At 36.6% G+C, this 14,197-nt stretch carries 9 protein-coding genes; 7 read left to right on the top strand and 2 right to left on the bottom strand.

The window, feature by feature from the left end:
* Positions 1 to 111 precede the first annotated feature (111 nt).
* From J4T76_RS01590 to yqfB, 3 genes are all read left to right on the top strand, one after another.
* Positions 112 to 2,259, top strand: a complete 2,148-nt coding sequence (locus tag J4T76_RS01590; RefSeq protein ID WP_416380588.1) for a carbon starvation CstA family protein — start codon at positions 112 to 114, stop codon at positions 2,257 to 2,259.
* Positions 2,260 to 2,522: 263 nt separating this feature from the next.
* Positions 2,523 to 4,190 (top strand): bifunctional metallophosphatase/5'-nucleotidase, encoded by a 1,668-nt coding sequence (locus J4T76_RS01585; RefSeq protein ID WP_267355711.1) that lies wholly within the window; start codon positions 2,523 to 2,525, stop codon positions 4,188 to 4,190.
* 29 nt (positions 4,191 to 4,219) lie between these two features.
* Positions 4,220 to 4,534, top strand: coding sequence for a N(4)-acetylcytidine aminohydrolase (gene yqfB / locus J4T76_RS01580; protein ID WP_323849428.1), 315 nt, complete (start codon positions 4,220 to 4,222; stop codon positions 4,532 to 4,534).
* Between the two features lie 51 nt (positions 4,535 to 4,585).
* Here yqfB and J4T76_RS01575 read toward each other — a convergent pair whose 3' ends face one another.
* Complete coding sequence (locus J4T76_RS01575; protein ID WP_267333376.1) at positions 4,586 to 5,050, bottom strand: NfeD family protein; 465 nt, start codon at positions 5,048 to 5,050, stop codon at positions 4,586 to 4,588.
* 120 nt (positions 5,051 to 5,170) lie between these two features.
* Positions 5,171 to 6,079 carry an SPFH domain-containing protein gene (locus J4T76_RS01570; RefSeq protein ID WP_267333377.1) on the bottom strand — a complete coding sequence of 303 codons (909 nt, stop codon included), beginning with the start codon at positions 6,077 to 6,079 and terminating at the stop codon, positions 5,171 to 5,173.
* 320 nt (positions 6,080 to 6,399) lie between these two features.
* Between J4T76_RS01570 and J4T76_RS01565 the strand changes: the two genes are divergently transcribed.
* From J4T76_RS01565 to trpCF, 4 genes are all read left to right on the top strand, one after another.
* Positions 6,400 to 9,258 (top strand): tetratricopeptide repeat protein, encoded by a 2,859-nt coding sequence (locus J4T76_RS01565; RefSeq protein WP_267355709.1) that lies wholly within the window; start codon positions 6,400 to 6,402, stop codon positions 9,256 to 9,258.
* Between the two features lie 343 nt (positions 9,259 to 9,601).
* Entirely contained in the window at positions 9,602 to 11,164 is a 1,563-nt protein-coding gene (locus tag J4T76_RS01560; protein ID WP_267355707.1) for an anthranilate synthase component 1, read from the top strand.
* A complete protein-coding gene (trpD, locus tag J4T76_RS01555; protein WP_065633362.1) occupies positions 11,164 to 12,795 on the top strand; it encodes a bifunctional anthranilate synthase glutamate amidotransferase component TrpG/anthranilate phosphoribosyltransferase TrpD in 1,632 nt (543 codons plus the stop codon). The genes J4T76_RS01560 and trpD overlap by 1 nt, the downstream gene beginning before the upstream one ends.
* 14 nt (positions 12,796 to 12,809) lie before the next feature.
* Positions 12,810 to 14,192 carry a bifunctional indole-3-glycerol-phosphate synthase TrpC/phosphoribosylanthranilate isomerase TrpF gene (gene trpCF, locus J4T76_RS01550; RefSeq protein WP_324123782.1) on the top strand — a complete coding sequence of 461 codons (1,383 nt, stop codon included), beginning with the start codon at positions 12,810 to 12,812 and terminating at the stop codon, positions 14,190 to 14,192.
* Positions 14,193 to 14,197 lie beyond the last annotated feature (5 nt).

The raw sequence follows: 14,197 nt of genomic DNA, 5'->3' as shown, positions 1-14,197 counted from the left end.
TTATTTATGAAGAAGATTCCTATTAATCATTTACAGTCATTGTTAAATAGCCTTTGTTTTGATGGACTTAAATATCAAACTAATTAATTTGGATTTTTGAAGAGAATGATCATGAATAATAAAGTCTTTAAGCACATTCCATGGTTAATCTTAGCTCTTATTGGAGCATGTTGCCTTGCTGTGGTTGCTTTAAGGCGTGGTGAACATGTTAGTGCGCTATGGATTGTTGCTGCATCAGTATCAATTTACCTTGTCGCATATCGTTATTACAGTTTGTATATTGCATCAAACGTTATGCAATTAGATCCTACCCGCGCAACTCCTGCAATGATTAATAATGATGGTTTAAATTATGTGCCAACTAACAAATATGTCTTGTTTGGTCACCATTTTGCTGCCATTGCTGGTGCAGGACCTCTAGTTGGTCCAGTTCTTGCTGCACAAGTAGGGTATTTACCGGGCACACTATGGCTACTTGCTGGGGTCGTTTTTGCTGGTGCTGTGCAAGACTTTATGGTTCTATTTTTATCTTCACGCCGTAATGGTTCATCATTAGGTGAAATGATCAAAGAAGAAATGGGGGCTTTTCCTGGCACTATCGCCTTATTTGGTTGCTTTTTAATTATGCTAATTATACTTGCAGTATTAGCATTAATTGTGGTTAAAGCATTAGCTGAAAGTCCTTGGGGCGTATTTACCGTCTGTTCAACAGTACCAATTGCTTTATTTATGGGGATTTACATGCGATTGCTACGACCGGGACGAGTACTGGAAGTTTCAATTATTGGTATAATATTATTAATCTTATCAATATGGTATGGTGGGGTTATTGCGCATGACCCTTATTGGGGACCAGCGTTAACTTTCAAGGCGACCACAATTACTTATGTTCTTGTAGGGTATGCAATTGTTTCTGCCATGTTACCTGTTTGGTTGATTTTAGCACCACGCGATTACTTAGCTACTTTCTTAAAAATTGGCGTAATTGTGGGTTTAGCAATAGGTATTGTTATTTTAAATCCTGATTTAAAAATGCCTGATGTTACCCAATATGTCGATGGTACCGGTCCTGTCTGGAAAGGCTCGCTATTCCCATTCTTATTTATCACGATTGCTTGTGGTGCTGTTTCAGGTTTCCATGCATTGATTTCCTCAGGTACTACACCAAAATTATTGGCTAATGAAAACGATGCTCGTTTTATTGGTTACGGTGCAATGCTGATGGAATCTTTTGTGGCAATGATGGCTTTAGTGGCAGCGTCCATTATTGAGCCGGGTCTCTATTTTGCAATGAATACCCCGCCATCTGCGTTAGGTATTACCATGCCAGATTTGCATAAACTCGGAACAGAGGATGCGCCTATGATTATGGCTCAATTGAAAGATGTCACTACTCATGCTGCTGCAACGGTTAGTTCATGGGGATTTGTCATTTCACCTGAACAAATCATGCAAACTTCGAAAGACATTGGTGAGCCATCGGTTTTAAATCGTGCTGGTGGGGCGCCTACTTTAGCTGTAGGTATTGCGCATGTTTTCCATCAAATTCTTCCTGGTGCAAATATGGGCTTTTGGTACCATTTTGGGATCTTATTTGAAGCGTTATTTATCTTAACTGCATTGGACGCAGGTACACGATCAGGTCGCTTTATGCTACAAGACTTATTAGGTAATTATGTGCCTTTCTTGAAGAAAACCGATTCACTCGTTGCTGGCTTTATTGGTACGCTTGGTTGTGTTGGTTTATGGGGGTATTTGCTTTATCAAGGCGTCGTCGATCCATTAGGGGGTGTGAAGAGCTTATGGCCATTATTTGGTATCTCTAACCAAATGTTGGCGGCTGTAGCGTTAGTGTTAGCGACAGTTGTATTAATTAAGATGAAACGAGCTCAATACGTCTGGGTAACAATCATTCCAGCCGTTTGGTTATTAATTTGTACTACATGGGCATTAGTATTAAAACTGTTTAGTAATGATCCTCAATTGGAAGGATTCTTCTATTTAGCTAACGAGTACAATCGTCGCATTGCTGATGCTAACTCGCTAACTTCTCAGCAAATTGATAATATGCACCATATTGTGATTAATAATTATACTAATGCGGGTTTAAGTATACTATTTTTGCTGGTTGTTTATAGTATCATCTTCTTTGGTATCAGAACTGTGCTTAAAGTTCGTAATAACAAACATAGAACAGATAAAGAAACCGCTTATGTACCAATTCCGAAAGGTGGCGTTAAAACCTCTATGTCACACTAATTATTATTTGATAGGATGCCTTATTAATTAGGTTTCTTAAGATTATTAATAAGTTTTAAATTGCCTATCTTATGCTCATCTTTCAATAAAGATTGATGGGCATTTTTTTTATCACAATTACAGTCAAATACCAATAGACGCCTATTTACTAAATAAGTTACTGTGAGTTGAGGATGAAAATTATAAATATGAAAAATAGCATATCTTGACTCTACTTTATTTATTAAAATTTAAAATGTGCAGAATATTGATAGGAGATAAAAATGCGCATTAACAAAAAGCTACTCTCATTGTGTAGCATTTTAATATTTAGCAGTTCATTTCACGTATTGGCAAAACAGATTAATGTATCGATTCTCGCAACAACAGATGTCCATGGTCGCATGTTACCTTGGGATTACGGTACCGACAAGGCGGATTTTTCTGGCTCTTATGCTCAAATTTCTTCCTTTGTGAATCAATATCGTAGCAATCATGCCAATGTTATTTTGGTTGATGCGGGTGATATTATTCAAGATAACCAAATTGAACGTTTTCACGATGTGAAAAATCATCCAGCTATTGAGGCTCTTAATACTATGAAATATGACATTATGGTATTAGGTAACCATGAATTTAATTTTGGCATGCCAGTTGTTGATAAAATCGTTGCTGAATTTAAAGGTAAAACATTAGCAGCGAACATCTTTTATAAAGACTCAGGTAAAGCCTATTTACCCGCTACATCCATTATTGAAAAAGATGGTGTAAAAATTGGTTTTATTGGGGCAACGACACCATTTGTACCTGAATATGAAGATAAAACAGGTTATGTAAAACAAATGGAATTCACTATGCCAATTCCAGAAATACAAAAACAAGTTGAAAAGTTAAAACAACAACATGTTGATGCTATTGTTTTAGTTACCCATATGGGGGTGGATAATGAAAACAATAAACCAGGAACCGGCGTTGCTGATGTGGCTAACCAAGTGCCCGATATCGATGTGATTATAGCTGGGCACAATCATCAAAATATAAGTGAAAAAGTGATCAATAATGTTTTGATTACTGAACCGCATCGTTATGGTACCGTGGTTTCGGTGGTTGATTTAACCTTTGATCTTGAAAAAAACAAAACCTCTTTAGTGAATAAAAAAGCCGAAACACAGCCAGTTAAATCGTATGCTGCCGATCCGGCAATTGAAAAAATTTATGCGCCTTATCATCAACAATTAAGAGAAATAGCCAATCAGGTTATTGGTGAAACCGATCGTGATTTGGTCCCCCAGCAAATGATTCATGGTATTCCTGCGATTTACCTCGAAGAAACAGGGCTAACCCATTTACTCAACGCTGTTCAATTATATTATAGCGGTGCGGATGTGACTTCTGTGTTGGTTGATAATAAAAAAGCAATACTGAATAAAGGTCCAATTACGCGTAAAGATATCGCCAATAATTATCAATATACCGCTGGTGAAACCAGTATATTCGAAGTTACCGGTCAAGACCTTAAAGACTATATGGAATGGTCTGCTGCTTATTTTGCTCAAGTACAACCGGGCGATAAAAATTATCAATATGATCCCATTCGTGGCGCGTCAAAATATATGACTTACGATATGTTTGGTGGGGTCAAATATACTATTGATTTAACTCAACCGGTTGGTGAGCGAATTAAAAATTTAACATTGCTTAATGGTCAGGCTATCACTGCGGATATGAAGCTAAAATTAGGTATGAACGCTTATCGTTACGAGATGTTAGTCAAAAAAGGTGGGCCATTAGAAGGAAGACGTGTTGAACCAACTTGGGATTCACGAACCGCTTTTGGTGATGAACAAGGCACTATCCGTAATATGACGATAAAATATATTACAGACGTCAAAAAAGGTAAAATTACTGATGAATCTAACCATAATTGGCAAGTGATCGGTATCAAACCTTAACCGCTCGTTTAATAAAAAGGATGATCGTTGTGAAAAATGATATAACGTTTTACCAACGTTTTAAATCGGATATTTTGGCAGGTTTAAAAACGATTACTATTCGTGATAAAAGTGAATCACATTTTAAGGTTGGTGATACGTTGCGAGTGGGCGTTTTTGAAACGGATGCATATTTTTGTAGTATAAAAATTACTAATGTGACGCCTGTAACACTCAATCAATTGACTGAAGAACAGGCTAAGCAGGAAAATATGAGCTTAACTGAACTGAAAAAAATCATTAGTGACATTTATCCTAACGAACAACAGTTTGTTATTATTGCTTTTCAACTATTATCAATCTAAAAAAAAATGCGCCTTAGGCGCGTTTTTTTACTGGTAAAAAGCAAAATGTGACTAGTTTTTTATTGGTTGTACCGTTAAAACTAGACCATTAACCGCGATAACTTCAACAGCATGACCAACCGGTAAATTAATATTACATTGTGCTGGCCAAGTGCCGTCTTTGATTTTGACTCGGCCTGAGCCATTGATAATGGCGTCAGTAACAAGGGTTTTAATACCAATTAAATCTTGTTGTGGTTGATTAATTTCGTTGCTATTCGGTTTGCTTTGCCCAGACTTTTTAAGCCATAGCCACCATAAATATGCTGAAACCAAGGTAAATATAGCAAATAAAATCCATAAAACAGGCCAAGACAGAGGCAAAATCCAAGCAATAAGACCCACAACAATTGCAGCGATGCCGCTCCAAAGTGAGTAGCCACCAGTACCAAGCAATTCTGCAATTAATAATGTTCCCCCTAAAATAAAAAATACCCAATGAGGGGAATTATAAATAACGGTTAAAATATCAGTCATCGTTTAATTTACCTAATTACATAATTGAAATTGCAAAAGTATTTATTTAATTCCAAAATAACTTGTACTTAAAGTACCTTGGAAAATATATACAACCAGTTCGGAAACTACCTTGTGACATCATTTAGAGTTTTTAATGAGCTCCGCAATGCCACCAATACTGCCCATTAAACTTGATGCATCTAAAGGCATCATAATGACTTTACTGTTATCTGCCGATCCAATTTGTTGTAGCGCTTCAGTATATTTTTGTGCAACAAAGTAATTAACCGCATTAATATTACCTGCTGCAATTGCATCAGACACCATTTGTGTGGCTTTTGCTTCGGCTTCGGCCGCACGTTCACGGGCTTCGGCTTGTAAAAATGCAGCTTGTCGCTCACCTTCGGCCTTTAATATTTCGGACTGTTTTTCACCCTCTGAACGTAGTATTGCTGCCTGACGAACACCTTCAGCTTCCAGAATTTCCGCACGTTTATTACGTTCTGCTTTCATTTGTGCATTCATCGCGGCAATAAGTTCTGCCGGCGGGCGAACATCTCGAATTTCAATACGGGTGATTTTAATGCCCCAAGGGTTTGTTGCATCATCAACAATGCTAAGTAATTTTGAGTTGATATGATCACGTTGTGATAGCATTTCATCAAGTTCCATGCTGCCGAGTACCGTACGAATATTGGTCATCATTAAATTAATCACAGCACGTTCAAGTTGATTGACTTGATAAGCGGCTCTAGCTGCGTCTTGCACTTGAATAAAGCAAACGGCATCAATTTGTACGTTGGCATTATCTTTTGATATAACTTCTTGTGATGGAATATCAAGCACTTGTTCCATCATATTAATTTTACGACCAATCCCATCCATAAAAGGAATAATGATATTCAATCCCGGTTCAAGTGTGTGGGTGTATTTTCCAAAACGCTCAATGGTGTATTGATAACCTTGCGGAACAATGGTAATGCATTTTAAAACGGTGATTAGTGCGAGTAACACGATGATACCGATAAAAATATAAAATATAGGCATAGATTAATTTCTCTTAGTAATATGAATTTCGACGGTATAAGCATTCTAATGGCTATGAGATTTTTTGACCAGTTATTAATAAATAATCTTTATGTTATTTATTATTGATTTTATGAAGCTAATTTATTTTTAGTCATATTTTTGCTCTATCCCTTGTTAAATTTTTGGTGATTTTTTAACTTAACGCTAAACTGTGTCTATTAATTTAAACGACGCGCTAATATTAACCAACAAGAATCATTCCAGCCAAATACATACTGGCTGTCGTTTAATTGTTTACTACGATTAAATATGACAAGAAAAACAGAATAGGAATAATAATGGAAGAGCAAAAATTTGAACAAAATATTAAACAACAAACGATCGAGCAGAAAATTGCAGATTTAAAAAAAATCACCAAAAACGATGGCGATGAAGCATATTCAGAGGCTCAATTAGAGTTAGCCAAAATTTATTTTTTAGATAAAAAAAATAGTGAAGCCGCAATCAAACATTTATTAAAGGTTGAAAAGCTAGGTAATTCGACATTATATACCGAAGCTCAGTTCAATTTAGCCCTGATATATCAAGATGAAAATAACATAGCGCAAGCCAAATGCCATTATTTACAGATTGAAAAGAGTGTTGATCCTATTTTATATGCCCAAGCTCAGTTCAAATTAGCCCAGATCTATCAAGATGAAAAAAATAACATAGCGCAGGCAGAACACCATTATTTACAGGTACAAAGGGAGGATAATGCCGATGCTTATGCTAGGGCACAATGTAATTTAGCGCTTATTTACGAAAAAGAAAAACAGGATATCGAGCAGGCAGAACACCATTATTTACAGGTACAAAGGCAGGATAATGCCGATGCTTATGCTAAGGCACAATTTAATTTAGCGCTTATTTACGAAGAAGAAAAACAGGATATCGAGCAGGCAGAACACCATTATTTGCAGGTACAAAGGCAGGATAATGCCGATGCTTATGCTAAGGCACAATACAATTTAGCGCTTATTTACGAAAAAGAAAAACAGGATATCGAGCAGGCAGAACACCATTATTTACAGGTACAAAGGGAGGATAATGCCAATGCTTATGCTAGGGCACAATGTAATTTAGCCCTTATTAACCAATTTAAAAAACAGGATATCGAGCAGGCCGAACGCCATTATTTACGGGTGAAAAGGCAGGATAATGCCGATGCTTATGCTAAGGCACAATTTAATTTAGCGCTTATTTACGAAGAAGAAAAACAGGATATCGAGCAGGCAGAATACCATTATTTACAGGTGAAAAAGCAGGATAATGCTGATGTTTATGCCGAGGCTCAATGGAATTTAGCACTTATTTACCAAGTTGAAAAACAGGATATTGAGCAGGCAGAACACTATTATTTACAGGTACAAAGGCAGGATAATGCCGATGCTTATGCTAAGGCACAATTTAATTTAGCGGGTATTTACCAAGAAGAAAAACAGGATATCGAGCAGGCAGAACACCATTATTTACAGGTGAAAAGGCAGGATAATGCCGATGCTTATGCTAAGGCACAATTTAATCTAGCGGGTATTTACCAATTTAAAAAACAGAATATTGAGCAGGCCGAACGCCATTATTTACGGGTGAAAAGGCAGGATAATGCCGAAGCTTATGCTAGGGCTCAATGGAATTTAGCCCTTATTAACCAATTTAAAAAACAGGATATCGAAAAGGCCGAACGCCATTATTTACGGGTGAAAAAGCAGGATAATGCCGATGTTTATGTTTGGGCTCAATGGAATTTAGGTCTTATCTATCAAACTGAAAAACAGCTTTATAACAAAGCCAGTCAATGTTTCTTACAATGTTATAAGAGCTCTGATCTTAAAATTTCAAATATGGCAAATATTTATTTAGGGGATAATATCTATTTTAATCAAACAAAAGGTAGTTTAAAAAAAGCAGAAGAATATTATCTGAATGTATCTTATTCCAATGATTTATTTATGCTTTATACTATTGCTCAAATCATGTTATCAGTCATTGATAATAATAATGAAGCTTCTACATTATTTGCCGATGCCAATAAACGCGAGCAATCCGTTACTCACTACATTTGTGATATCAGAACATTAGCAGAAAATATTCAGAAGCAGTTACTGGTTACATTTAAATTAAATAAAAAGTTAAAAAGTCAAAACAAACAATATGAACGGCAGGTTGCGCATTATACCAGACCGGGCGTGTTATTTAGTCTTTTAAAAAATGAGACTAGCGATTTTCGTTTAAATGTGGTTGATTTTATGAACGATCCTACTGAAAATCAGGTGCTCACTAGTTGGCTTAATATTAAAACCGATAGGGATAGTGAAATAAAAAGCTTTTTAGCCAGTTTTTCATTTAATCATAATTCGTTAAATCAATTTCGTTTATATGGCAATGAAAACAATATTGTCGGCTCCAGTGTCAGTGTCGTATTTAATCAAAATTTTTTTGGCGACGATGTTGAACACAGCATCAATCCTGATGGTATTAATCATTTAAATAAATTCACATCAGTTAAAATACCAAAACAAGATTTTATTGATAATAAAACTGATGCTAATGAGAAGAACGAACCGTTAACACAATCCTTCTTTCATGATCTACCTTTGTTCCGTTGTTTGTATTTTGATCCAAATAATGAATATATTAGTCTTGCCAAACGTAATAAATTTTCTTTTTATCTGGAGCACCGAGAAAGTTCTGCAGCTGAGATTGAAGAAAAATGGAATGACTACCTAACCCAATTAGATGAAGAGCATAAAATTAAAACAATTAGAAAGATATTAAATCAAATAAAACAAAAAATAAAAAAATTAAAGGCGAACGAAAAGATAAAAAATCTTTCTATTCTCGATCAATTAATAACTTTAGCTGTCATGCCTATCTCGTGCTTAATTAAACATGCTGCATTTGAAGATGAAGATGAATGTCGAATGATTTATATCACAAATATTGCCGATGAAAAAATTCAAGCGCCGACAGATTATGTTCAAGCCAGCAGTTTATTTATTAATTACAAAACAGTGGAAGATTATATTGAGAAGATTTATTTAGGTCCGCAATGTGAAGCACATCATAAATTATGGATTACTAACCACTTTCGAATTTCGTCAAAACCAAGATCTAAGTTGGTTAAAGTGATTCAATCCGAAATGCCGTTGCGCTAATTTTTACAAAGGATGCTTTATAACAAATAGCATCCTTTGGTTAAATTTGCTATTGATATACTAAAATAAATTTTATTTCTGCACACAAAATATTCACTTGACATTGCATCAATGAACTAGTTTAATAGTACAACATTCATTTTACATTAATAATAATCATGAAATCACAATACTGTTATTTGATTATTTGCAATTTCGCTAATTTTGGTTGGTGGCGTATCACTTTGGGCGGGTAATCTGATAAAGCATTGTCTTTGTATGTAAAACCCGCTTAGCGCGGGTTTTTAGTTTTTCATAATCAAATGCATAGTTTAAATAAAAATTTAAAAATAGAGAGTCAACAATGAATAAGCCAACATTAACGCAGATAACCAAAACCATTGGTTATTATCAAGATCCGACTCAGGTATTTTATCAATTATGTCATGACCGGCCAGCTACATTGCTGCTTGAATCAGCCGAAATCGATAACAAGCAAGGCATAAAAAGTGTGATGATTGTGGATAGTGCGTTACGCATTTCGGCAATCGATCAGCAGGTGATATTTGAAGCTTTAACTTCAAATGGGCAAACGTTGTTACCTTTACTTGCCGATGCATTTTCAGCAAGTACTGTGAAAGTTGAAGTTGAAACGTCAAAGTTGACATTGGTGTTTCCTCAAGTTGATGCCATGCAAGATGAGGATTCTCGATTAAAATCGCTATCCGTTTTTGATGCGTTAAGAACGCTACTTAGTCTTGTGAATTATTCGAAACAAGCAAGCCATGATGCGATTTTTGTTGGCGGGCTATTTAGTTATGATTTGGTGGCTGGTTTTGAAAATTTACCTAAACTCCCTACTGATATGCGCTGCCAAGATTTTTGTTTTTATTTAGCCGAAACGTTATTAGAAATTAATCATCAAAATCACGTTTCAATATTAAAAGCGACCGCTTTCACGGCTGATCCAAACGAAGTGGAACGTTTAACTAAACGTATTGATGAGCTGCAAACTTTGTTAAACCAACCGATAAAGCCAATTCCTACTCAATCCCTTGCCAATATTATTGTTAATTGTAATAAAAGTGATGATGACTTTAATACCATAGTTAAAAAGATGCAAGATGCGATTCAACAAGGCGAAATATTTCAAGCAGTGCCATCTCGTCGTTTTACATTGCCTTGTCCTAAGCCTTTGTCTGCCTATCAACTTCTTAAAACTAATAATCCAAGCCCTTATATGTTTTATATGCAAGATAAGGATTTTGTGTTATTTGGTGCTTCACCAGAAAGCGCGCTTAAATATAGTAAAGCCACCAATCAAGTTGAAATCTATCCTATTGCCGGAACGCGTCCTCGAGGCTTAACCGCTAATGGCGACATTGATTATGATTTAGATAGTCGTTTAGAGTTAGATATGCGTACCGACAAGAAAGAACTAGCAGAACATTTAATGTTAGTGGATTTAGCTCGTAATGATTTAGCACGTATTTGTCAGCCGGGTACACGATATACTAAAGATTTACTCAAAGTTGATCGCTATTCGTTTGTGATGCATTTGGTGTCTAAAGTCATTGGTCAATTACGTGAAGATTTAGATGCACTTCATGCTTATCAAGCGACCATGAATATGGGGACATTAACCGGTGCGCCCAAAATTCGTGCAATGCAATTGATTGCCGAATCAGAAAAAGTTAAACGGGGTAGCTATGGTGGGGCAGTAGGGTATTTTACTGCCAATGGTGATCTTGATACGTGTATTGTGATTCGTAGTGCTTATGTTGAAAACGGCATAGCGACTGTTCAAGCAGGAGGCGGCGTGGTTTTAGATTCTGAACCACAATTTGAATCCGACGAATCACGTAATAAAGCGCGCGCTGTGGTTAGAGCAATTATGGCAGCACATAATGTAGAAGGTGTATTCTAATGGCTAATATTTTATTTATTGATAATATTGATTCTTTTACTTATAACCTCGTCGATCAACTACGTAATAGCCAACATAATGTGACGATTTACCGTAATACGATCCCGGCTGATGTTATAGTTGAAAAACTATCACAAATGCAAAATCCGATTTTGATGTTATCGCCAGGACCCGGCGCACCAAGTGAAGCAGGTTGTATGCCAGAATTACTTAAACGCCTAAAAGGTAAATTACCGATTATAGGTATCTGCCTTGGTCATCAGGCGATTGTTGAGTCTTATGGTGGAAGCATTGTACCGGCGGGTGATATTTTACATGGCAAAGCTTCACTTATTGAACACGATGAACAAGCTATGTTCAAAGGCTTACCTAATCCATTACCGGTCGCGCGGTATCATTCATTAAAAGGCGAAAATATTCCTAAAACTCTAACCATTAATGCCTTGTGTAATAATATTGTGATGGCGGTGCGTAATGATGAGGATCGGGTGTGTGGTTTTCAGTTTCATCCCGAATCAATTTTAACTATTCAAGGGGTAAAACTGCTTGAGCAAACCATTGAGTGGGCGCTTAATCCATCACAACAAACAGCGCAACCAAAACAAGAAGCCATTATTGATAAGCAAGAGTATAATGTTCAACCTATTCTCAATAAATTATATTTAGGACAGGTATTAAGCCAACAAGAAAGTAAAATACTGTTCAACTTAATTATTCAAGGTAAAATCGAACCGACGGTATTGGCAACTGCAATAATTAGTATGAAAGTTCGCGGTGAAAAGCCAGATGAAATCGCAGGAGCCGCGCAAGCGTTGCTTGAAAATGCCGATAGTTTTGCTATTCCAGATTATGCGTTTACCGATATTGTCGGAACAGGCGGTGATGGTACCAACAGTATTAATATTTCAACCGCCAGTGCCTTTGTGGCTGCTGCGTTAGGTTATAAGGTGGCTAAACATGGTAACCGTGGGGTGTCCAGTAAATCAGGTTCATCAGACGTGTTGTCTGCTTTAGGCATTAAGTTAAATATGCCGGCTGAAGATTCGCGTAAGGCGTTAGATGAACTTGGTGTATGTTTTTTATTTGCTCAGCAATATCATTCAGGTTTTCGTCATGCCGCGCCGGTTCGTCAGCAATTGAAGACTCGAACGATTTTTAATGTACTAGGGCCGCTCATTAATCCGTCTCGTCCTAAACGAATTTTATTAGGGGTATATCACCCAGATTTAATCAAACCGATTGCTGAAACGTTAACTATGTTAGGTTATACCCATGCCTATGTGGTACATGGTTCAGGAATGGATGAAGTTGCGATTCATGGTGAAACGCAAGTGGCTGAAGTGCATAATGGCAAAATTCGTTACTTTACGTTAACACCGCAAGATTTTGGCTTACAGCAATATACATTAAAAGATATTGAAGGTGGCACGCCAGAGATGAATCGTGATATGTTAATTGCGATTTTACAAGGACATGGCAAACCGGCTCATGAAGCAGCGATCGCCGCTAACGTTGCGATGTTAATGAGTTTGTTTGGTCAGTCCGACTTAAAACAAAATGCTAAACAAGCGATTGAAATGATGCGTAGTGGTAAAGCTTATCAACTATTACAGCAATTAGCGGCAAGATAACAGTGGAGAAAAATATGGCAATTGCAGCATTAACAGAAAATGTTGAAATGGCAACCGTATTGAAAAAAATCATCGAAGATAAACAAAGTTGGTTAGTCTCACAGCAAGCATCAAAACCGCTTGAAACATTTAAAATGGATGTGAAGCCTAGTGATCGTGATTTTTATCAATCATTGAATCAAACTAAAACAGCATTTATTTTAGAATGTAAAAAAGCCTCACCGTCAAAAGGGTTAATTCGGGATGATTTTGATCCTGCAACTATTGCCAAAGTGTATAAAGATTATGCTTCGGCTATTTCGGTGTTGACCGACGAAAAATACTTTCAAGGACGTTTTGAGTTTTTGCCTATCGTACGTAATGAGGTAACTCAGCCTGTTCTTTGCAAAGACTTTATTATTGATGAATATCAAATTTACTTAGCGCGTTATTATCAGGCCGATGCCATTTTATTAATGCTATCAGTCGTCAATGACGATGAGTATCGTCACTTAAGCCGTATCGCTCATCAACTCAATATGGGCGTATTAACCGAAGCAAGCACGCAAGCCGAAGTGGAACGAGCAATTGCACTTGGTGCTAAAGTGATAGGTATTAATAATCGTAATTTGCGTGATTTGAGTGTCGATTTAAATCGCGTTAAAAATCTATCGAAAACCATTCCTGATGATCGCATTATTATCAGCGAATCGGGGATTTACACACATAATCAAGTTAAAGAATTAAGTCAGTTTGCTAGTGGTTTTTTAATTGGTAGCGCGCTGATGTCAGAACCTAATTTAACCTTAGCGATTCGTAAAGTCATGCTGGGCGAAAATAAAGTTTGCGGTTTAACCCGTGCTGAAGATGCGATAGCTGCTTACCAAGCGGGTGCGGTATATGGTGGATTGATATTTGCACCAAAATCACCTCGTTATATCTCGCCAATAAATGCCCGAATAGTCATTTCAGCTGCGCCGCTGAATTGGGTAGGTGTGTTTAAAAATGAAACGATAGATCAAGTTTGTCAAATAGCCGAACAACTCTCACTTTATGCTGTTCAATTGCATGGTGATGAAGATAACCAATATATCCAATTATTACGTGAAAAATTACCTAAAAATTGTCAGATTTGGAAAGCATTAAGTATCAGCAATACCATCCCCGAACACAATAACCCATTAGTCAGTCGTTACATTTTCGATCATGGTGCTGGGGGAACGGGTAAAAGCTTTGATTGGTCACTACTAGCAGGGCAAAATTTAACTAATGTGATTTTAGCCGGCGGCATTAATCCGCAAAATATAAAAAATGCTTTAGCTACAAATGTGATTGGGGTGGATTTAAATTCTGGTATCGAAATTTCGCCGGGTATTAAAGATAAACACAAAATTCAAGCTGTATTTGAACAAATTTAATTAAT

The sequence above is a fragment of the Gilliamella sp. B3022 genome (assembly GCF_028751545.1).
Classification (GTDB): Bacteria; Pseudomonadota; Gammaproteobacteria; order Enterobacterales; family Orbaceae; genus Gilliamella.
Note: the sequence above shows the minus strand (reverse complement) of the source record. Positions and strands in the feature narration are given on the sequence as shown.

Coding starts and splice junctions, on each gene's coding strand:
- J4T76_RS01560 (WP_267355707.1), top strand. CDS start 9,602: ATGAATAAGCCAACATTAACGCAGATAACCAAAACCATTGGTTATTAT.
- J4T76_RS01585 (WP_267355711.1), top strand. CDS start 2,523: ATGCGCATTAACAAAAAGCTACTCTCATTGTGTAGCATTTTAATATTT.
- J4T76_RS01575 (WP_267333376.1), bottom strand. CDS start 5,050: ATGACTGATATTTTAACCGTTATTTATAATTCCCCTCATTGGGTATTT.
- J4T76_RS01570 (WP_267333377.1), bottom strand. CDS start 6,079: ATGCCTATATTTTATATTTTTATCGGTATCATCGTGTTACTCGCACTA.
- trpD (WP_065633362.1), top strand. CDS start 11,164: ATGGCTAATATTTTATTTATTGATAATATTGATTCTTTTACTTATAAC.
- J4T76_RS01590 (WP_416380588.1), top strand. CDS start 112: ATGAATAATAAAGTCTTTAAGCACATTCCATGGTTAATCTTAGCTCTT.
- trpCF (WP_324123782.1), top strand. CDS start 12,810: ATGGCAATTGCAGCATTAACAGAAAATGTTGAAATGGCAACCGTATTG.
- J4T76_RS01565 (WP_267355709.1), top strand. CDS start 6,400: ATGGAAGAGCAAAAATTTGAACAAAATATTAAACAACAAACGATCGAG.